We start from the raw sequence: 19,179 nt of genomic DNA, 5'->3' as shown, positions 1-19,179 counted from the left end.
CTCGAGGGGGTTCCGGTCGTGACGCTCCTGCGCCGGCCGTCGGCCCTCCGCCCGCGCCGGAGCGGCGTCTCGGGCACCGGGGGCCGGACGGCCTCGATCTTCCTCCTGCCCTTCTTCGCCCTCTTCGTCGTCACGATGATCGCCCCGGTCGTCTACGCGATCGGGATGAGCCTGTTCGCGCAGTCCCGCTCCGGCCTCGGCTTCGGCGGCTCGACCACCGAGTTCGTCGGGATCGGCAACTACGTCGCCGTCCTCTCGGACCAGAGCTTCCTCGAGGGCTTCGGCCGCCTCGCGCTGTACTGCGTGCTGTACGTCCCGGCGCTCCTCGTGGTCGCCCTCTCCCTCGCGCTGCTGCTCGACGCCGGGGTCACCCTCGCCCGACGCACCTTCCAGCTCCTGCTGTTCCTCCCGCACGCCGTCCCGGGGGTCATCGCCGCCCTGATCTGGGCCTACCTCTACACCCCGGGAGTGAGCCCGATCGTGAAGGCGCTCGCCTCCGGCGGGATCGGGATCGACTTCCTCTCCGTGCACCTCGTGCTGCCCTCGATGGTCAACATCGCGATCTGGGAGTGGGCGGGCTACAACGTGATCATCCTGTTCACAGCCCTGCAGGCGGTTCCCGGCGAGGTCCTCGAGGCCGCGAAGGTCGACGGGGCGGGCGGGATCCGCACCGCGCTCTCGATCAAGGCCCCCCTGATCGCCCCCGCGCTCGGCGTCGCCCTGCTCTTCACGGTGATCGGCTCTCTGCAGCTGTTCACCGAGCCGCGGATCCTCTCCTCGGCCACCACCGCGGTCACCAGCACCTGGGTGCCGAACATGTGGGCCTACGACGCCGCGTTCACCCGCAACAACCTGCCCGAGGCGGCCGCCGCCTCGATCGTCCTCGCCGCACTCGCCGGCGTCCTCTCGTGGGCCGTGACCCGCTTCACCTCGAAGGAGCGCAGCCAGTGACCGCCGTCATCGACACCGTGCACGACCGCCCGGCCCCCGCCTCCCCGACTCCTCCCGCCCCGCGCCGCCGCGGCCGTCGCGGGCCCTCCCGCGCCGCGTCGCTCACCGTCAACGGGCTGCTCGTCGTCGGAGCCGCCTACATGATCGTCCCGCTGCTCTGGCTGGTGTTCGCCGTCACCAAGGACGCCTCCGGCCTGTACTCCGGCGACGCTCTCTCGGTCGGCGGCGAGTTCCTCGCCAACATGACCCGGGTCCTCACTCAGGACGGCGGGATCTTCGTCCGCTGGCTCGGCAACAGCATCCTCTACGCCGGCGTGGGCGCCGTGGTGGGCGGCTTCGTCGCCCTGATGGCCGGCTACGCGTTCGACAAGTTCCGCTTCCGCGGCTCCCGCCCGCTCTACGCGGCCGTGCTCGTCGGCGTCCTCATCCCCAACACGGCGACCGTGATCCCGCTCTACCTCCTCGCCGCGTCGATCGGCGCGACGGACACGATCTGGGCCGTGCTGATCCCCGCCTTCTGCAACCCCTTCAGCGTCTACCTCGCCCGGGTCTTCAGCGCCGGCTACCTGCCGGGCGAGGTCCTCGAGGCCGGTCGCGTCGACGGCGCCGGACCGGTCAGGAGCTTCCTGCAGATCGGCCTCCCGATGCTGCTGCCGGGCTTCGTCACCATCGCGCTCTTCCAGTTCGTCGGCATCTGGAACAACTTCATGCTGCCGCTGATCATGCTGCAGGACCGCAGCCTGTTCCCCTCCAGCGTCGGCATCGCCCTGTGGCAGAGCCAGGTGCAGCAGAACCCCGAGTTCTCGACTCTCGTGATCGCCGGCTCCTTCCTCTCGATCGTGCCGCTGGTGCTCGCGTTCGTCCTCCTGCAGCGCTTCTGGCGGGCGGGCCTGAGCGCCGGGAGCGTCAAGTGAGCGGCCGCAAGCGCGTCGCGTTCGCGATGTCGGACTCGGCCCTGGGCCGGATCTTCCCGGCCGAGCGCTTCGCCGCCGTGGCCGCAGTCGCCGACGTCGCCGGGCACGTCAGCGAGTTCGCGTCCGCGTCGTCGCGCCGGATCCTCGGCGACGTCGACGTCCTGATCACCGGCTGGGGCTCCCCCCGGCTCGACACCGACGTCCTCGACGCGATCCCGAATCTGGAGGCGGTCCTGCACTCGGCCGGAACCGTGAAGCCCTACCTCGCCGAGGAGGTCCTGCTCCGCGGGGTGCAGGTGAGCACCGCGGCCGCGGCGAACGCGGTGCCCGTCGCGGAGTACACCGTGGCGATGATCGTCCTCGCCGCCAAGCGGGTCCTGCCGCTGGCCACCCGCTACCGGGAGCAGCGGCGCGAGATCGAGGTCGAGCGGGACTTCCCCGGCCTCGGCGCCTTCGACAAGCGGGTCGGCATCATCGGCGCCTCCACCATCGGCCGGCTCGTCATCCGGCTGCTGCGCTCGTACCGCTTCGAGGTCGTCGTCCACGACCCCTACCTCGACGGCGAGGGCGCCGCGGCGCTCGGCGTCGAGCTCGTCGACCTGGACGATCTGCTCGCCTCGAGCGACGTCGTCTCGGTCCATGCGCCGTCCCTCCCCTCCACCTGGAACCTCGTCGACGCCCGCGGCATCGACCGGATGCGCACCGACGCGACCCTGATCAACACCGCGCGTGGCGAGATCGTCGACCAGGCCGCGCTCACCCGCCGCGTCCTCGCCGGGGAGCTCTACGCGATCCTCGACGTCACCTCGCCCTGGATCCTCGACCCCGCCCACCCGCTCTACACCTCGGAGCGAGCCCTGCTCACGCCGCACATCGCCGGGTCCTACGGCACCGAGCTCGGCCGCCTCGCCGAGTCGGTGCTGGAGGAGCTCGTCCGCCTCACCGACGGTCGCGCGCTCGCGCACCGCCTCTCCCCCGCCCGGTTCGCCGTCACGGCCTGAACCGGCGATCCTCCGCGGGCCTCCGGGCCCGGCCTCCAGCGACCCTTCCGACCTCAGGAGTCACCGCCATGACCGACCACTTCCTCTCTCGTCGCACCGTCCTCGGCGCCGTCGGCGGGGCTGTCGCCCTGACCGCCCTCGCCGGCCCCGCCGACGCCGACACCCGCGACTCCGGCCGAGCGCCGCGGATCGTCCCGCTCGGCCCGGGCATCGAGCAGTACGCGCTGATGAGCAGCGTGCTCCTCGACGGCGTCGCCTACATCGGCTCCCGCAACCTCGCGACCACCGGGGTCATCGCCGTCGACGTCGCCGCCGGAGTCGTCACCGCCTCCACCACCGTCGGCAACGGCTACAGCATCCAGGCGCTCGCCCTCGATCCGGTCCGGCGACTGCTCTACATCGGGATCCTGCAGAAGTCGGCCGGGACTGCGCCGAACCTCTTCCGCTGGGACCTGGCGACCCCCGCCGTCGCGGCGACCCCGATCGGGAGGATCGGCGACCGCGACGTGCGCGACCTGGCCGTCTCGCCCGACGGCGTCCTCTTCGCGGTCGGCGGCGGAGGGACGACGGCGCCCGCGCTCTGGCAGTACGACCCCGCGACCGCCACCGTCACGAGCCTCGGCGTCCCCGACCCGGCGGTCACCCTCGCCCGGGCCGTGGCCGCCACCGACGCCGCCGTCTACTTCGGCGCCGGCAGCACGCTCGGCGGCGGGGCGGGCACCAGCCGCGCTGCGCTCTACGCCTTCGACCGCGCGACCGCGGCCTTCGCGAACATCACCCCGGCCGAGATGACCGCCGATCCGAGCATCCGCGAGCTCGCCGTCGACGGCGACCGGCTCCTCGTCTCCACCGCCGGCGCCGCCCGGCCGAGCACCCTCGCCTCGCTGTCGCTCGCGGACCCCGGCTCGTACACGTCCGCGCTGTCGATCGGCAAGACCGCGAAGAGCTTCGCGCGGATCGACGACACCGTCTACGCCGCCAACGAGACCGGCATCGTCGCTTGGGACACCGCGGGAAGCACCGTCGAGCAGCTCGACCTGGCCGGCCTGGACCTGGGCGAGATCTGGGGCCTCGACCCGCTCGACGGCGACCTCGTCGCCACCTCCGGCTACGCCTTCCTCGCGCGGATCTCGCTGCCCGGCACCGACCACCGGCTGATCGACCTCGGCGAGGCCGGCGCCCCGGTCGGACCGCAGACCTGCATGGGCATCGCGGTCGGAGCCGGCTTCGCCTACGTCGGCGGCAACGGCGGCATCGCCCGCCACGACCTCGCCACCGGGGCCGTCCTGAACCTGCGGGCTCCCGGGGAGGCGAAGGACGCGGAGGTCATCGACGGAGTCCTGCACACCGGCCAGTACAGCGGCCAGGGGATCTGGGCCTACGACCCCGCCTCCCCGGACCCGATCCGCCAGGTCGCGCGCTTCCCCGAGGCGCAGAACCGTCCCCTCGACACCGAGTACGACGAGGCCAGCGGGCTCCTGCTCGTCGCGGCGCAGGCCGACACCGAGGGCGGCGGCTCGATCTGGACCTACGACCCGGTGACCGGTGCCTCGACGATCGCCGTGAACCCGATCGACTCCGCGCAGCTGATCCGCGCCGTCACCGCCGTCGACGGAGTCGCCTACCTCGGCGGGGACAACGCGCAGAAGACCGGGCCCCGCGGGACCGTCGTCGCGTGGGACCCCGTGAACCGCATCGAGCTGTGGCGCCTCGAGACCGGACAGGCGACCGGCATCGCCGCGCTCAGCCACCACGGCCGGTACCTGTTCGCGATCACCATCAAGGGGATCGTCCTCGTCATCGACCGCGTCAGCCGCAGCATCGTGCACACCTCGGACCAGCGCGCCATCTGCCCCGGCTTCGCCGCGATGACCACCGCCCGAGGCCGCGTCTACGTCGTCAGCGACACCACCCTGTTCCGCATCGACCCGCGCACCTTCGCCGTCACGGTCGTCGTCCCGGCGATCAACGGCGGCTGGTACAGCGGTCCGCACCTCGCCGCCGATGCCGACGGCGCGCTCTACACGCTCCGCGGCCGGGACCTCGTCCGCGTCGACGACTGCGTCCGCGGCCGATGACGGACCGCGAGGCCGCGCTCGTCGGCATCGATGTCGGCGGCACCAAGACCCACCTCGCCGTCGAGTCGGGCGCCGGGCGGCGCGAGGACCTGGTCGTGCCCTCCGCGCAGTGGCGCTCGGGACCGGTGTTCTCCGATCCCGCGAACCTCCTCCGGCTCGCCGACCTGGTCCAGGGGCTCGCCCCGGTGGGACCGCGGACTCAGGTCGTGGCCGGTCTGAACGGAGTCGACACCCCGGCTCAGGTGCGCCGCGCGCAGGAGGCGCTCGTCGGCCGGCTCGGCACCTCCCACGTCGAGGTCGTCAACGACGCCGAGCTGCTCGGGCCCGCGCTCGGCCGGCAGCCGTCGCTGCAGCTGATCGTCGGGACCGGCGCCGTCGTGCTCGGCCGCGACAGATCCGGGCAGCCTCTCCGCGCGTTCGGCTTCGGCTGGATGCTCAACGACTTCGGCAGCGCACCCGCCCTGGTCCGCGAGGCGGTCCGCGAGCTGCTGCTGCACGAGGACCTCGGGCGGGGCGGCGACGTGCTGGGTCCGCTGCTTCTCGCGAGCTACGGCGTCGAGGACCTCGAGCACCTGGCGCTCGAGGTCTCCGCCCGGGCCGGCCTCACCGAGTGGGGACGGCTCGCCCCGCTCGTCTTCCAGGCGGCGGAGCAGGGATCCGTCGTCGCCCCGGAGGTGATCGACCACGCCGCGCAGCGGCTCGCCGAGGGTGTCCGCGCCCTCCGACGCCGAGGCGCCGTCGGCGCCGTCGTGGTGGCCGCGGGCGGCGTCATCGTCCACCAGCCCCGCCTGCAGGAGGCCATCAGGTCCCGCCTCGACCCGGATCTCCGCCTGATCGTCCTCGACCGCCCGCCCGTCGAGGGCGCCCTCGCCCTCGCCCGCCTCCGCGCGGCGTCGTTCCAGCCCGCCTCCCACTGATCGGAACCCGCATGGAGATCGTCGTCCTTCCCTCCGCCGACGAGGTCGCCCGCGTCGCGGCATCCACGATCGCCGCGCTCGTCCGCGCCGATCCCGAGACCGTGCTCGGCCTCGCCACCGGCTCGAGCCCGACGGGGGTGTACGCCGAGCTGCGCCGCCTCGCCGAGGCGGGAGAGGTCTCCTTCTCCCGGGTCCACGGCTTCGCGCTCGACGAGTACGTCGGCCTCCCGCTCGCGCACCCGGAGTCCTACGCGAGCGTCCTCGCCCGCGACGTCGTCGAGCCGCTCGGCCTCGATCCTCGGCGGGTGCACGTGCCCGACGGCCGCGCCGACGACCTCGACGCGGCCGCCGACCGGTACGAGCGGCGGATCCTCGACGCCGGCGGGATCGACCTGCAGATCCTCGGCATCGGCGCGAACGGGCACATCGGCTTCAACGAGCCGACCTCGTCGCTCGCCTCGCGCACGCGTCTGAAGACGCTCGCACCCCGCACGCGCGACGACAACGCCCGCTTCTTCGACGCCCCGGAGCTCGTGCCGACGCAGTGCCTGACCCAGGGCATCGGGACGATCCTCGACGCCGGACAACTGCTCCTCGTCGCCCAGGGCGTCTCGAAGGCCGACGCGATCGCCGCCGCGGTGGAGGGGCCGCTGAGCTCCTTCGTCCCCGCGTCCGCGCTGCAGCTCCATCCGCACGCCACCGTGATCCTCGACGAGGCGGCGGCCTCCGGGCTGCAGCTCCTGGACTACTACCGCTCCACCACCGCCGACCCGCCGACGCGGCAGCGGGACCGGTGACGCGGCAGCAGGACCGGTGAGCGGTGCACAGGGGTCGAGCGGCTGGTCACCGCGCATGCGCCGTCGCCAGCTCCCCCCAGTGCGTCGTCGCGCGCAGCGACAGCGCGCCGCGCTTCATCGTCCAGACCGGCCCCTTGCGGATCCCCGCGAGCCCGAGACCGACCGCGGCTCGCCCGTGGCGCTTCGTCACGGCGTCGATGGTCGCGCCGAGGCCCTTGGTGTCGAAGGCGGTGTCGAACAGATCGAGGAGGACGTGGGAGTCCCGCGCGGACAGGTTCGTGAGGATCACGCCGGCCCGCACGTACCGCGCCCCCTCGCGCAGCCGCGGCCGCAGCGTGCCGATCGCGGCCTTCACGATCGCCACCGGGTCGTCGGTGGGCACCGGGAAGCCCGCGAGCCCGCCCGCGGACTCGTACGGCGCGTCCGCGAACGGCGACGTCGACGCGAAGACGCTCATCGTCTTCGTCACCGACCCCTGCGCGCGCAGGCGGTGCGCGGCACGCTGCGCGTAGACGGAGAGCACCTGCTCCATGTCCGCGATCGTCGTCACCGGAGTGGCGAACGAGCGCGAGAAGATCAGCTGGTCGCGCACCGTCCGGGCCGCCTCGAGCGGGATGCAGTCGACACCGCGCAGCTCGTAGACGGAGCGCTGCAGCACGACGGAGAACTTCTTCCGGATCAGCGCCGGGTCGGCGTCGCGCAGATCGCGGATCGTGTGGATGGACAGCTCCGCGAGGCGCTTCCCGGTGCGGCCGGCGACGCCCCACAGCTCGGTGACGTGCTGGGACGCCATCAGCGCGTCGAGCTGCGCGGGCGTGTACCAGTCGGTGTCGCAGACGCCGCCGAGGCGCGGGTGCTTCTTCGCGCCGCCCTTGTTGACGAACTTCGCGAGCGTCTTGCTCGGCCCGAAGCCGACGCACACGGGCAGGCCGACGTTCTTCGCGACGGCGGCGCGCATCGCCCGGCCGATCCTCGCCCGCTCCGCCACGTCGCCGTCGACGCCGAGGAAGCTCTCGTCGATCGAGTACACCTCCTGCCACGCCGAGTAGCGGCCCAGCAGCTCCATCACCCGCGCGGACAGCTCGCCGTACAGCTCGTAGTTGCTGGATCGGGCGATCACCTCCGGCAGCCGGCCCGAGCGGATGAGCGGCTCGACCTTGAACCACGGCGTCCCGTTCTCGATGCCGAGCTTCTTGACCTCGTCCGAGCGGGCGACCACGCAGCCGTCGTTGTTCGAGAGGACGACGACCGGCCGCCCCTGCAGCTTCGGGTCGAACAGCCGCTCGCAGGAGACGTAGAAGCTATTCACGTCGACCAGGCCGATCCGCCGCTCAGAGCGCACGGTGCAGCCGGTGCAGGCAGACGGTGACGACGCCCCAGATCTGGAGGTCGCTCAGCTCGGCGACGAGGATCGGCGGGTAATCCGGGTTCTCCGCGCGCAGCACCACTCCCCCGGGATTCAGCTCGAGCCGCTTGACGGTCAGCTCGCCGTCGAGGATCGCGATGACGACGCTCCCATGCGTCGGCGTGAGCGACCGGTCGACAACGAGCTCGTCGCCGTCGCTGATGCCGGCGCCGCTCATGCTCTCCCCGGAGACGCGGACGATGAACGTCGACGTCCGGTCCCGGATCAGGTGGTCGTTGAGGTCGAGGGAGCCGTCGAAGTAGTCCTGCGCCGGCGAGGGGAAGCCCGCGGCGACCGCGTCGCCCGCGACGAGGAAGGTGACGGAGACGGCCTCCTCGACCGGAGTCGCGATGCGATCCACGACGGTCACGCTCATGGTCTTCCCCTCACCGAATCGAACACACGTTCGAATCGGATCGAGTGTAAGCCGATGCCACCGACACTCCGCCCTCGCGATGTCCATCGGAGACCGGTGGGTTTCCTCACCCGCGAGGCGAGGAGACGGCGGAGAAGAGCGCCGTCCTCCCGCCTCGCCCCGCGGCGAGCGCCGTCAGCCCGCCGTCGTGACCGGCGGCACCTCCGACGAGATCCGCAGCCCCGTCCCGCCGTGCGACTCGGCGATGAGGCGGCGCACCCACTCCGCATTGATCGGCGGCGTCGCGCCGGTCAGGAACGTGAAGCGCAGCGGGATGGTCGGATGCATCCACAGGGTGGTGCGGCCGTTGCCGACCACGAGGGTGTCCTTCCAGGAGAAGAAGAAGCCCTCGTTGCGGCCGAGCTCGGCGCCGATCACGATCTTCAGGTGGGCGAGGCGGCGATCGTCGAAGTCGACCTCGAAGGACGAGTTGTACACGAGCCTGCCCATGCGGGTCTTGCCGTCGGGTGCACCTGACGCGGTGCCGAGACCCACCGGGAAGACGTCGGGGCGGTCGGGGCGAAGGCTACGCGCGTTCGGGCCGCAGGAGGGCGATCCCGTGGGGGCCGATCACGGTCCGCTCTGCGCCCGCGATCGCCGGACCGCCGGGACGATGCCTCTGGTGCCGGCGGCTGCGGGGGCCTACGCTCACCCCGACCACGATCCGACCTGCGCCTGGACCCGCGCATCTCGTCACCGGCACTGCGCCGGCCGGCTCCGATCGTTCCCCTCGGTTCCCTTCTCGAAGAAGCGATCATGGACCGGACAGGCACCACCCTCGCTCTGGCAGCGCTGATCAGCGCGATCGCCGTCCCCGGCGCCATCCATCCCGGCCTCGCCCGGCTAGTCCGCGAGCAGGCGACGCGTGCGCTCCGCCCGGCCCTGCACCGCCGCATCCCCTCCGCAGGCTCCCCGCTCGCGGCGTTCACGGGGATCGGCGCGGAGCCCGACGCGGTCCCCGAGGCGCACCTGTGACGACGCGCACCGCCCCCTCGAGAACGCGCGCCTCCGGTCGCCGATCCGCCGCGGCCGGCCGTGACCGCCTGGGCCGACGCCGCCCTGTCGACGTGGCGGCGCCCCGCCCCCGCACCCCGGACGCCCGTCCGCGAGGGCCTCGACCAGTGGAACGAGGAGGGCGGGTACGACCCCGCCTGAGCACGCCCGACCTCGCTGCCGCGTGCATCCGGCACCCGCGTGCCGCGCCCCGTCAATGCCTCGACGCCGATGACGGGGGCGTCTACCGTTCTCAGTGCTGCCGCGCCCGTCCCTGCGCGGTCGAGCCGGCACGACTCCTCTCGTGGATCCCGGCGCGGAGACGCGGTCGTGGGGCGCCGCCTGGAAGGTCACGTCCGTGAGCAGTCCCACCGAACCGGTCGTCGCCGAGGTCCTCGCCGCGATCGACCCACCGGGCGCCATCCATCCGAGCCTGGCGCACTCCGTCGCCGAGCAGCTGCGGCGCTTCCGCGGGTCGTCCGCGGCTGGGGTGAGCGCAGTGGACGGCCCTGCACTCTGCGAACCGTACCTGCGCGGCTCCCCCATCGACGGCGTCGCGATCTCGACCATCGGCAGCCCCTTCGGCGGCGAGACCGTCGCGGCCAGCGACGAGACCGCCGCCCGGCTCGACGAGATCCAGCTCGACCTCGGCGAGGGCCCGTGCTGGGCGGCGATGACCGCCGACGCTCCGGTCTCCGTCCCGGACACGGGAGCCGAATCGCGCTGGCCGCTGTTCGCCGATGCGGTCAGGAGCACCGGCGTCCGCGCGGTGTTCGCCTTCCCCCTCGTCTTCGCCGGCCTCTCCCTCGGCGCGGTCGACGTCTACTCCCGCACGCCCGGACCCCTCAGCGCCGGCCTGATGGCCGACCTCGCCGCCGCCTCCGTCGCGACGTCGCTGCGCCTGCTCGCCGCCGTCCTGCGCGACAACGACGACGACGACAGCGCGAACCCCGGCTCCCGTCGGATCGTCCACCAGGCCACCGGGATGGTCGTCGCCCGCTACAGCATCACTCCTGAGGACGCGCTCCTGCTCCTGCGTGCCCACGCCTTCGCCCACGACCGGTCGGTGATGGCGGTCGCCGCCGACATCGTGCAGCAGCGGACGGCCTTCCCCGACATCCTGAACCGCCGCGACGTCCTCGCCCGCAGCCCCCGCACTCCCCGGGAGGACCCGCGATGACCGCCTCCCGCGAGCGCAGCATCATCACGACGTTCGTCACCCTGTCGAACACGCTCGTCGAGGACTACGACGTCATCGACTTCACGCAGACCCTCGTCGACGCGAGCGCCACCGTCTTCGACGCCGTGTCCGCCGGCCTCGTCCTCGCCGACGCGAGCGGCACCCTCGACGTCCTGGCCTCCACCGAGGAGGACGCGCACCTCCTCGATCTGCTGCAGCTGAGCGCCGCCGGGCCCTGCGTCGACAGCTGCACCAGCGGCGAACCCGTGATCGTGCCCGACATCGCCGAGGTCGGCGACCACTGGTCCGAGTTCCGGAGCAGAGCGGCGGAGCTCGACCTCCGAGCCGCGCACTGCGTGCCGATGCGCGCGCAGGGGGTCACCCTCGGCTCCCTCAACCTGTTCCGCGCCCGGGCGGGGACCCTCGACCCCGACGACATCGCCGTCGTCCAGGGCTTCGCCGACATCGCCACCGTCGGGCTCCTGCACCAGCGCGCTCGCGAGCAGGACGCCCCCACGCAGTCGCAGCTGCAGCGCGCCCTGAGCAGTCGCGTCGTCGTCGAGCAGGCCAAGGGCGTCCTCGCCTACACCCACGACATCTCGATCCCGCAGGCGTTCGAGCTGCTCCGGAGCCGCTCGCGCTCGACCTCGACGACGATCACGGCCCTGGCGCGGCAGATCCTCGACGAGCATCACTAGGGACCCCGGCATGGACGAGGACGCGCGGCAGAGGGTGGGCGCGCCGCCGACCCTCGCGGAGGTCGCCGCGACCCTCCCCGGTCCCGTCTACACGTTCGCCTCGCCGCACCATCTCGAGCCGTTCACCGCCTCGTCCAGCCTCGCCAGCGGGCGGGCGGTCGCCGTCAGCGTCTCCTACACGTTCTACCGGTACCCGGCCCGCCGTGAGGACCCGCGGAACTTCGTCGCCCTCACCCCGGCGCAGCGGGCCGCGATCGCCCGCGCCGAGACGTCGACCCTCCCCGAGTGGCTGCGCGATCAGATCCGCCGGATGCGCTACCCGACGCTGTTCGAGGCCGTCCGGACGTCGATGCCGATCCCCGCCGAGCGCGCGCACCCGCTCGAGGCGCGCCTCGAGGCCCACCTCGTCGACGCGCTGCGCACGCTCTTCCCCGGGCAGCTGGTCTCCGAGCGCCTGCGGGTCGTCCGCGGCGAGCCCCTGGCCGGCTACGAGATCCGCCGCGGAGTGCCCCTGCTGGTGGACGGCGAGACGCACCGCAGCCACCGGGTCGAGATCGCCCCGCACTTCCTCGCGATCGGTGCCCGCCTCGACGACCGCTACGTCACCGCGGTGATCCCCTGGGAGCTGCGGACCATGATCACCCCGTCCCTCGAGACGCTCTGACCCCGGGCGACGGCACCCGCATCCGTATCGAGCGGGGAAGCCGCTTCGCGTCTCAGTGGTGAGCGAAAGGACGCGGCTGCGCCGCGACATGCTGGTCGAGTAGCCCCGCAGGGGTGCATCGAGACCCACCGTCCCCAGCATGGCGGTCGTGCAGACCCTTGTCCTGACACTGGTGGATCCACTTGGAGGAGTCGCCCGCACACATGCTGATCGAGTAGCCCCGCAGGGGCGTATCGAGCGCGGAAGCCGCTTCGCGTCTCGGTGGCGAGGAAATGGACGTCGCTGCGCCGCAACATGTTGGTCGAGTAGCCCTGCAGGGGCGTATCGAGACCCACCACCCCCAGCACGGCAGGTCTGCAGACTCGACTTCTGACGCCGACGGATCTCGATACGCCCGCTCCGCGGGCTACTCGACCAGCATGACTCGTCCACAAGTGGCAGCGAACATGCTGGTCGAGTAGCCCCGCAGGGGCGTATCGAGACCCACCACCCCCAGCACGGCGGGCCTGCAGACTCCCGTTCCGACGCAGGCGGATCTCGATCCGCCCCGGACCCCCACCGCTACTCCAGGACGAACGTGAAGAACGCGCCCTCGTCGTCGTGGTCGATGCGAGCCGTCCCCGCCCACTCCGCGAAGTCGCCGGTCCCCGAGCCCGGGACGAGGTAGCCGAAGCTCGAGCCGCCGCCCGGATGCTGCAGCCCGCCGTGGTGGACGGTGAACGCGCCGGAGCGCCCGTCCTCGAGGCGTCCCGTGATGCGCTCGGCTGCCAGGTAGCCGCGCCCGGTCTCCTCCCCGCCCGAGGAGAGGAACTCGGCCACGCTCTCGCCGAGGATCCCCGCCGTGTAGGTCTTCCGCATCACGACCGCACCGACCCAGTCCCCGTCGCCGTCGAGGCCGGCCAGCGGTGCCGGGTCCCAGCCGCTCATCGAGAAGCGGGCCGTCAGCGTCGTCGGTCGCGACGCGAAGTCGTCGGTGTCATCGGTCATGCTGACGAGTTTAGGAACCTCGCCGTCCCGACGCACCGGACGACTGGTCAGCGGTCACTGTAAGGTCATCGCATGCTGACCAATGCTTCGCGCCTCGACGTCATGAACCGGCTGGGCCGGGCGATGGCCGACCCCACCCGCTCGCGCATCCTGCTCTCCCTGATCGAGGAGCCCGGCTATCCGGGCGAGCTGGCCCAGTCGCTCGGCCTGACGCGCTCGAACGTGTCCAACCACCTGAGCTGCCTGCGCGGCTGCGGCATCGTCGCGGGCGTTCCGGAGGGGCGCAGCACCCGGTACGAGCTCGCCGACCCGCACCTCGCGAAAGCACTGACCGCGATGGTCGACGTGGTGCTCGCGGTGGATGACGGCGCGGAGTGCACGGACGAGGACTGCGACGTGCCGCTGTGCTGCGGGGTGTCCGCGTGAGCGCGGAGTGCTGCGGCCCCGACGAGCCGACGACCCCTCGCCGGACTCTGGCGCTGCGACCGCGGGGCACCGGGGACGCCTGCTGCGCGGCCGAGGACGCACCGGTCCCGGTGAGCCTCGGCACGCGCCCCGCGCCGACCGAGCACGAGCCGCACACCCACGACGGTCCCTCCGGCTCGAACCACGACGCTCACGACGACGACGAGCACGACCACGAGTCCGGCGAGGAGTCGATCGCGTGGTGGCGGGACCTCGGCGTCCTGATCCCCCTCGCCGCCGGTGTGCTGCTGCTCGCCGGCTCCGTCCTGGAGTGGACGGGCCTGGAGCTCGCCGGAACGATCGTGCTCGGCGCGAGCCTCGTCGCCGGTGCATCGACGTTCATGCCCGGCGCGGTGCGGCGGCTGTTGCGCGGCAAGCTCGGTGTCGGCCTGCTGATGACGATCGCCGCCGTCGGTGCCGTCCTGCTCGGGCACGTCGGCGAGGCGGCGGCGCTGGCGTTCCTCTTCTCCATCGCGGAGGCGCTCGAGGACCGCGCGATGGACCGGGCCCGCGGCGGCCTGCGCGCCCTGCTCGACCTGATCCCGGACACCGCGATCGTCTCCCGCCTGCACGGCGACGTGACCGTCCCGGCCCGCGAGCTGCGCGAGCTCGACGTGCTCGTGGTGCGCCCCGGCGACCGGATCGCGACGGACGGCGTCGTCGTCTCCGGCCGCAGCAGCCTCGACACCTCCGCGATCACGGGCGAGTCGATCCCCGTCGAGGTCGGCCCGGGCGACGCCGTCTCCGCCGGAGCGATCAACGGCGGCGGAGCCCTGCAGGTCGAGGCGACCGCCGCGGGCACCGACAACTCCCTGACGACGATCGTGCGCCTGGTCGAGCAGGCCCACGCCCGCAAGGGCGAGCGGGCCCGCCTCGCCGACCGCCTCGCGAAGCCCCTCGTCCCGATCGTGCTGCTGCTCGCCGCGGGCATCGCCCTGTTCGGCGTCCTCCTCGGCGACACCACCACCTGGACGGAGCGCGCCCTCGTCGTCCTCGTCGCCGCATCTCCCTGCGCGTTGGCGATCGCCGTGCCGGTGACCGTCGTCTCCGCGATCGGAGCCGGCAGCCGGTTCGGCCTGATCATCACCTCCGGCGAGGCGTTCGAGCGCCTCGGCACCGTGCAGGTCGTCGCGTTCGACAAGACCGGCACCCTCACCACGGGCCGCCCGAGCGTCACGGAGGTCGCGACCGCCTCCGACGTGTCCCGCGAGGAGGTCCTGGCCGTCGCCGCCGCCCTCGAAGCACGCAGCACGCACCCGCTCGCCGCCGCGATCCTCGCCACCGGCTCGACGTCGGCCCCGGTGGAGGACGTCACCGAGCATCCCGGTGACGGCATCACCGGCACCCTCGCCGGAGTCGCGGTGCGCATCGGCAGCCCGCGCTGGGTGACCGCCGGAGCGCTGACGGCGCAGCTGGAGGCGATGGAGAGCGCCGGGATGACGGCCGTCGTCGTGGAGCGCGGCGGCGCGGTCCTCGGCGTGATCGGCCTCCGCGACGAGCTCAAGCCCGAGGCGGCCGCGACGATCGCGGAGCTCGAGCGCCACCGCATCGGCACCCTCATGCTCACCGGCGACAACGCCCGGACAGCGCGCGCCCTCGCGGCTCAGGCCGAGATCTCCGACGTGCGCGCCGAGCAGCGGCCCGCCGACAAGGCCGCCGCGATCGAGCAGCTCCGCCGGCACCGCCGGGTCGCGATGATCGGCGACGGCATCAACGACGCCCCCGCGCTCGCGAGCGCGGACGTCGGCATCGCGATGGGAGCGACCGGCTCGGCCGCCGCGATCGAGTCCGCGGACGTCGCCTTCACCGGCACCGACCTGCGCCTGATCCCCGCCGCGCTCCTGCACGCCCGGCGCGGCCGCCGCATCATGACCGCGAACCTGGTCCTCGCGCTCGCCGTGATCGTCGTCCTCTTCCCCCTCGCACTCCTCGGCGTCCTCGGCCTCGCCTGCGTCGTCCTCGTCCACGAGCTCGCCGAGGTCGTGATCATCGCCAACGGCCTCCGCGCCGCCCGCCGCGCGGCCCCCGCCCTCCCACCCGCCTGACCCCCTCCCGCCGAGGTCCTGCGGCGCCCGAGCGGTCCATGCCGATCGAGCAGCCCGCGCAGCAGGCGCAGCGCTGCATGCTGATCGAGTAGCCCGCGCAGCGGGCGTATCGAGATCCACCAGCGTCAGAAGCCGAGTCTGCAATCCCACTCTGCGGATGACGGCGGGTCTCGATACGCCCCTGCGGGGCTACTCGACCAGCATGCAAGCGCCCTCAGACGAGGTCCTCCCGCGCCCGAGCAGTCCATGCCGATCGAGCAGCCCACGCAGCAGGCGCAGCGATTCACGTCGATCGAGCAGCCCGCGCAGCAGGCGCAGCGATTCATGCTGATCGAATAGCCCGCGCAGCGGGCGTATCGAGATCCACCACCGAATGGACGCGGCACGCACGCCCCCCCACGAACGGACCCGAACCGGCCCCCAGCACCTCACCACACCCCGTCCCGCGTCCACTCGCGGGCCCCCCGCCCACGAGTGGACGCTAACCGAGCGCAGCTCCCCGGACAGAGCCCGCGCAGGGTCCGATCGCTCCACCGACGAACGGCCCCTCGGTGCGCCGGGTGCAGCACGAGCCTCGTCCAGCCGTCCACGCGCTCGTCGAACTGGTCGAAGCCGCGCACCGCGTCGTCCCGCGGCAGCTCGTGCGAGACGATGGCGCCCGGAGTGGCGCGGCCGTGGATGATCAGGTCGCGCCGTACTTCTCGGCTCCACTCGAGGTCCGCTCTCCCGGAGGGGGCAAGGGCCGTCGGCTTCCTCAGCGTCTCCCTGCGCCTGCCGCCGACGCGGCGTTCGGCGCCCTGCGCGGAGGCGCGCGCGACCGGCCAGGACATCCGGGTCGTCGCGCAGGAGGTCGTCACCTTCCGCCGGACGATCACGGCACCGCGGGAGTAGCGCACGGGTGCTCCTCGTCCGGACCGCGAGCGGTCGCCTCCACGACGTCTGGTCCCGCGCTCACCCGCGAGCCTCGCCGCCCGCGGCGTCCTACTCGCCCCTCCCGCCCAGCGCAGCATCCCCGAGAGCCGTCCCCGCCGGCTCCGCCTCCGCGTCGTCGTCGAGGACCACCGGGACGGGAGCACCGAGCAGCCGCCGCGTCCAGTCGGCCAGGGCGGCCGTCGCCGACCGGGAGAGGGCCGCGCCGGGCGCCATGCTCGTGAAGCCGTGGAAGGCACCCGGCCAGACGTGCAGCTCCGCATCGACCCCCGCCGCCCAGAGAGCGCTCGCGTAAGCGACGGTCTCGTCGCGGAAGACCTCGGCGCTGCCGCAGTCGAGGTAGGTGCGAGGCAGTCCCGACACGTCCGACGCGCGTGCCGGAGCGGCATACGCGGAGACGTCCTCGGTCGCCCGGCGAGCTCCGAGGTAGGCGTCCCAGGCGAAGCGGACCAGGGTCCGGTCCATCACGCCGGCACCGTCGATCTGCCGTGTCGAAACGGTGTCGTCGCGATCGTCGAGCATCGGCGACACCAGGATCTGCGCCAGCAGCGCCGGACCACCCCGGTCACGGGCGAGCAGCGCCGTGCCCGCCGCGAGCCCGCCTCCCGCGCTCTGTCCCGCGATGACGAGGCGCTCCGGATCGATGCCGAGCTCGTCGGCGTGCGCGGCGACCCAGACCAGGCCGGCGTAGCAGTCCTCGACCGGGTAGGGATCGGGGTGCTCGGGCGCGAGGCGGTAGTCGACGCTGACGAGGACGACGTCGTGGTCGAGGAGCCAGTCGTCGTAGGAATCGAGGTTCCCGAGGTGGTGGCCGAACATCATCCCGCCGCCGTGCACCGCGTAGACCCCCGCGGTCCTGCCGGTCCTGCCGGTCCGGCCGATCCGCTGAACGACGGCGAGCCGGATCGGATCGCCGCGGTGCCCGGGCACGGTGAGACTGCGCCGCTCGTAGCCGCGGGTGCGCAGCCGCTCGTCGAGGGCCTCCTCTGTCGTGTCGAGCTGCCGCATCCTCGGGAGCGCCTCGCGCGTGAGAGTGAAGGCGCCGCGCGCCTCGAGCGCGGCCAGGACACCGGCGAGCTCGGGGTCGAACGGCGGTCGGGCGGCGGGAACGGGCTCGGGGCGGGCGATGGCGTCAGACATGAGTGGACTCCTGGGCAGTGAGGTGTTGAGCAGCAGCGGAGGGGAGGACGGTCGCGCGGGAGCGCACGAGGCCGACGACGACGAGGAGCGCCGCCGCGCCGGTGACGACCAGTCCGGCGAGCGAGAGCGCGCCGCCGATCGACTCGGCCTGCGCCGCGGTCGTGGCGGTCACCGTGATGCTGCCCGCGACGAGGGCCGCGAGGACGGTCCCCGTGGCGGCGAGGCCGACCGCGGTGGCGAGCTCGCTCGCCGTGTCCACGAGGGCAGCGCCGATCGAGGTGCTGGAGGAGGGCAGTCCCGAGAGCACGCTGGTGCCGGCGACGGCGCCCACCACCCGCAGTCCCGCGGCGACGAGCACGAGGGCGAGGAGGACGAAGGGATAGCCGAAGCGGCCGAGGGCGCTGAAGACGGCGAGTCCGCCGACGACCGCGGCGGCACTGGCCCCCGCGGCGCGGCCGACGCCGACGCGCCGGACGAACGGGCCGACGAAGCGCCCTCCGGCCAGCAGCACCAGCACCTGCGGCAGGGTCCCGACCGCGGCGAGGGCCGGCGGCCAGCCCCACGCGGACTGCAGCTGCAGCGTGACCAGGTACGAGAGCGCTGCCGTCGCGAGTCCGGCGGCCGCCTTGTAGGCCAGCCCGCTCGCCACCAGCGGCCGGGCGAGCACCGCGAGATCGAGCAGTGGATGGCGGGCCGCGCGCTCCCGCCACACGAACCCTGCCGCGGCGAGAACGGTCAGAACCGCGGCGCTCCACGCCGTCCCGCCGGCGGCCGCGACGACGAAGAGCGTCGGCGTGACGAGCACCCCGACCACCGCCGCGGTGCCCAGGACGGCCCCGAGCACGTCCACCGGATTCCGGTGCAGGTCCTCGGGCCGATCCACGGCGATCCCGGCGCGGATGCCGACGAACGCGACGACCGCGATCGGAGCGTTCGCGACGAGGAGCACCTGCCACGGCGCCACCGCCAGGACGAAGCCGCCGATCGTCGGTCCGACGGCGAGACCGACGAGCCCCGCGGTCGAGACGACCGTCAGCGCCCGCACCCGCAGCTCGTCGGAGGAGAAGAGCCGGAACGCCAGCGCCATCGACCCCGGCGTGGTCATCGCGGCGGCGACGCCCATCAGCGCCCGGACGGCGATGAGCTGCTCCACCGAGCCGACGAGGAGAGTGAGCGCGCTCGCGCACGCCAGCAGCGTCAGGCCGACGAGCATCGTGCGGCGGCGGCCGTACCGGTCGGCGACCGCGCCGAAGAGCAGCATCAGGCCGCCGAACGCGGCCGAGTACGCACCGGACACCCACTGCAGCGCCGCCGTGGACGACGCGAGCTCGCGCCCGATGGTGGGCAGAGCGACGTTCAGGACCGAGTTGTCGAGCATCTCGAACAGGAACACCGCGGACAGTCCGGCGAGCGGGAGCCAGGCCTCACGCAGACTGCGCGGTGAGCCGGGGGCTCCGACGGGGGCGAGGGATCGTAGGGACACGGGGACACTCCTTCGAAGAAGAAGTGACGACTCCCGATGAGACGTGTACGCGGTTCGCCCAGCCGGAGCCGAGCGGTTTTTGCCCTCTGCGAGCGACAGTAGCGCAGTCGCAGCCT

General features: G+C 73.0%; 18 protein-coding genes. 12 read left to right on the top strand and 6 right to left on the bottom strand.

Features of this window, described 5'->3' with window-relative positions:
* Positions 1-18 precede the first annotated feature (18 nt).
* The 6 genes from HQQ86_RS18775 (at position 19) to nagB (ending at position 6,658) form a co-directional block, all read left to right on the top strand.
* Positions 19-951 carry a carbohydrate ABC transporter permease gene (locus HQQ86_RS18775; protein ID WP_367948729.1) on the top strand — a complete coding sequence of 311 codons (933 nt, stop codon included), beginning with the start codon at positions 19-21 and terminating at the stop codon, positions 949-951.
* Positions 948-1,865 (top strand): carbohydrate ABC transporter permease, encoded by a 918-nt coding sequence (locus HQQ86_RS18770; protein WP_367948728.1) that lies wholly within the window; start codon positions 948-950, stop codon positions 1,863-1,865. The genes HQQ86_RS18775 and HQQ86_RS18770 overlap by 4 nt, the downstream gene beginning before the upstream one ends.
* On the top strand, positions 1,862-2,866 hold the full coding sequence (locus HQQ86_RS18765; RefSeq protein ID WP_367948727.1) for a hydroxyacid dehydrogenase: 1,005 nt from the start codon (positions 1,862-1,864) through the stop codon (positions 2,864-2,866). Before HQQ86_RS18770 ends, HQQ86_RS18765 begins: the two co-directional genes overlap by 4 nt.
* Before the next feature lie 68 nt (positions 2,867-2,934).
* Positions 2,935-4,944, top strand: coding sequence for a hypothetical protein (locus tag HQQ86_RS18760; RefSeq protein WP_173289912.1), 2,010 nt, complete (start codon positions 2,935-2,937; stop codon positions 4,942-4,944).
* On the top strand, positions 4,941-5,861 hold the full coding sequence (locus HQQ86_RS18755; protein ID WP_173289910.1) for an N-acetylglucosamine kinase: 921 nt from the start codon (positions 4,941-4,943) through the stop codon (positions 5,859-5,861). Before HQQ86_RS18760 ends, HQQ86_RS18755 begins: the two co-directional genes overlap by 4 nt.
* 11 nt (positions 5,862-5,872) lie before the next feature.
* The gene (gene nagB, locus HQQ86_RS18750; RefSeq protein ID WP_173289908.1) at positions 5,873-6,658 is read left to right on the top strand and encodes a glucosamine-6-phosphate deaminase; all 786 of its coding nucleotides are present in this window, start codon (positions 5,873-5,875) and stop codon (positions 6,656-6,658) included.
* Positions 6,659-6,704: 46 nt separating this feature from the next.
* On the opposite strand, the gene HQQ86_RS18745 is transcribed toward nagB, so the two are convergent.
* The 3 genes from HQQ86_RS18745 to HQQ86_RS18735 form a co-directional block, all read right to left on the bottom strand.
* Positions 6,705-8,000 (bottom strand): Y-family DNA polymerase, encoded by a 1,296-nt coding sequence (locus HQQ86_RS18745; RefSeq protein WP_173289906.1) that lies wholly within the window; start codon positions 7,998-8,000, stop codon positions 6,705-6,707.
* A complete protein-coding gene (locus HQQ86_RS18740) occupies positions 7,990-8,439 on the bottom strand; it encodes a LexA family transcriptional regulator (RefSeq protein ID WP_173289905.1) in 450 nt (149 codons plus the stop codon). Before HQQ86_RS18740 ends, HQQ86_RS18745 begins: the two co-directional genes overlap by 11 nt.
* A gap of 174 nt (positions 8,440-8,613) precedes the next feature.
* Entirely contained in the window at positions 8,614-8,928 is a 315-nt protein-coding gene (locus HQQ86_RS18735) for an ATP-dependent DNA ligase (RefSeq protein ID WP_173289903.1), read from the bottom strand.
* A 306-nt stretch (positions 8,929-9,234) separates the two neighbouring features.
* On the opposite strand from HQQ86_RS18735, the gene HQQ86_RS18730 reads away from it, so the two are divergent.
* The 4 genes from HQQ86_RS18730 to HQQ86_RS18715 all read left to right on the top strand — a co-directional run bounded on the left by HQQ86_RS18730 (position 9,235) and on the right by HQQ86_RS18715 (position 12,013).
* Positions 9,235-9,453, top strand: coding sequence for a hypothetical protein (locus HQQ86_RS18730; RefSeq protein ID WP_173289901.1), 219 nt, complete (start codon positions 9,235-9,237; stop codon positions 9,451-9,453).
* Between the two features lie 376 nt (positions 9,454-9,829).
* Entirely contained in the window at positions 9,830-10,651 is an 822-nt protein-coding gene (locus tag HQQ86_RS22180; protein WP_173289899.1) for a GAF and ANTAR domain-containing protein, read from the top strand.
* Entirely contained in the window at positions 10,648-11,349 is a 702-nt protein-coding gene (locus HQQ86_RS18720; RefSeq protein ID WP_173289897.1) for a GAF and ANTAR domain-containing protein, read from the top strand. Before HQQ86_RS22180 ends, HQQ86_RS18720 begins: the two co-directional genes overlap by 4 nt.
* A 10-nt stretch (positions 11,350-11,359) precedes the next feature.
* Positions 11,360-12,013: a hypothetical protein gene (locus HQQ86_RS18715; RefSeq protein ID WP_173289895.1), complete on the top strand. Its 654-nt coding sequence runs from the start codon at positions 11,360-11,362 to the stop codon at positions 12,011-12,013.
* 561 nt (positions 12,014-12,574) lie between these two features.
* Here the strand turns inward: HQQ86_RS18715 and HQQ86_RS18710 are convergent.
* On the bottom strand, positions 12,575-13,000 hold the full coding sequence (locus HQQ86_RS18710; protein ID WP_173289893.1) for a DUF3224 domain-containing protein: 426 nt from the start codon (positions 12,998-13,000) through the stop codon (positions 12,575-12,577).
* 72 nt (positions 13,001-13,072) lie between these two features.
* On the opposite strand from HQQ86_RS18710, the gene HQQ86_RS18705 reads away from it, so the two are divergent.
* Positions 13,073-13,426: a helix-turn-helix transcriptional regulator gene (locus HQQ86_RS18705; protein WP_173289891.1), complete on the top strand. Its 354-nt coding sequence runs from the start codon at positions 13,073-13,075 to the stop codon at positions 13,424-13,426.
* A gap of 233 nt (positions 13,427-13,659) precedes the next feature.
* Positions 13,660-15,510, top strand: coding sequence for a heavy metal translocating P-type ATPase (locus HQQ86_RS18700; RefSeq protein ID WP_367948750.1), 1,851 nt, complete (start codon positions 13,660-13,662; stop codon positions 15,508-15,510).
* A gap of 981 nt (positions 15,511-16,491) precedes the next feature.
* Here the strand turns inward: HQQ86_RS18700 and HQQ86_RS18695 are convergent.
* Positions 16,492-17,580, bottom strand: coding sequence for an alpha/beta hydrolase (locus tag HQQ86_RS18695; RefSeq protein WP_173289887.1), 1,089 nt, complete (start codon positions 17,578-17,580; stop codon positions 16,492-16,494).
* Entirely contained in the window at positions 17,573-19,063 is a 1,491-nt protein-coding gene (locus tag HQQ86_RS18690) for an MFS transporter (protein WP_367948726.1), read from the bottom strand. The genes HQQ86_RS18695 and HQQ86_RS18690 overlap by 8 nt, the downstream gene beginning before the upstream one ends.
* Between the last annotated feature and the right edge of the window lie 116 nt (positions 19,064-19,179).

Source organism: Rathayibacter sp. VKM Ac-2857 (assembly GCF_013205025.1).
Taxonomy (GTDB): domain Bacteria; phylum Actinomycetota; class Actinomycetes; order Actinomycetales; family Microbacteriaceae; genus Rathayibacter.
The sequence above is the reverse complement of the archived record's forward strand: the minus strand, read 5'-3'. Positions and strand labels throughout refer to the sequence as shown.

What these genes read in the sequence shown, in the direction of transcription:
- HQQ86_RS18710 (WP_173289893.1), bottom strand. Translation starts at nt 13,000, where the DNA reads ATGACCGATGACACCGACGACTTCGCGTCGCGACCGACGACGCTGACG.
- HQQ86_RS18755 (WP_173289910.1), top strand. Translation starts at nt 4,941, where the DNA reads ATGACGGACCGCGAGGCCGCGCTCGTCGGCATCGATGTCGGCGGCACC.
- HQQ86_RS18705 (WP_173289891.1), top strand. Translation starts at nt 13,073, where the DNA reads ATGCTGACCAATGCTTCGCGCCTCGACGTCATGAACCGGCTGGGCCGG.
- HQQ86_RS18715 (WP_173289895.1), top strand. Translation starts at nt 11,360, where the DNA reads ATGGACGAGGACGCGCGGCAGAGGGTGGGCGCGCCGCCGACCCTCGCG.
- nagB (WP_173289908.1), top strand. Translation starts at nt 5,873, where the DNA reads ATGGAGATCGTCGTCCTTCCCTCCGCCGACGAGGTCGCCCGCGTCGCG.
- HQQ86_RS18720 (WP_173289897.1), top strand. Translation starts at nt 10,648, where the DNA reads ATGACCGCCTCCCGCGAGCGCAGCATCATCACGACGTTCGTCACCCTG.
- HQQ86_RS18760 (WP_173289912.1), top strand. Translation starts at nt 2,935, where the DNA reads ATGACCGACCACTTCCTCTCTCGTCGCACCGTCCTCGGCGCCGTCGGC.
- HQQ86_RS18730 (WP_173289901.1), top strand. Translation starts at nt 9,235, where the DNA reads ATGGACCGGACAGGCACCACCCTCGCTCTGGCAGCGCTGATCAGCGCG.
- HQQ86_RS18695 (WP_173289887.1), bottom strand. Translation starts at nt 17,580, where the DNA reads ATGTCTGACGCCATCGCCCGCCCCGAGCCCGTTCCCGCCGCCCGACCG.
- HQQ86_RS18735 (WP_173289903.1), bottom strand. Translation starts at nt 8,928, where the DNA reads ATGGGCAGGCTCGTGTACAACTCGTCCTTCGAGGTCGACTTCGACGAT.
- HQQ86_RS18740 (WP_173289905.1), bottom strand. Translation starts at nt 8,439, where the DNA reads ATGAGCGTGACCGTCGTGGATCGCATCGCGACTCCGGTCGAGGAGGCC.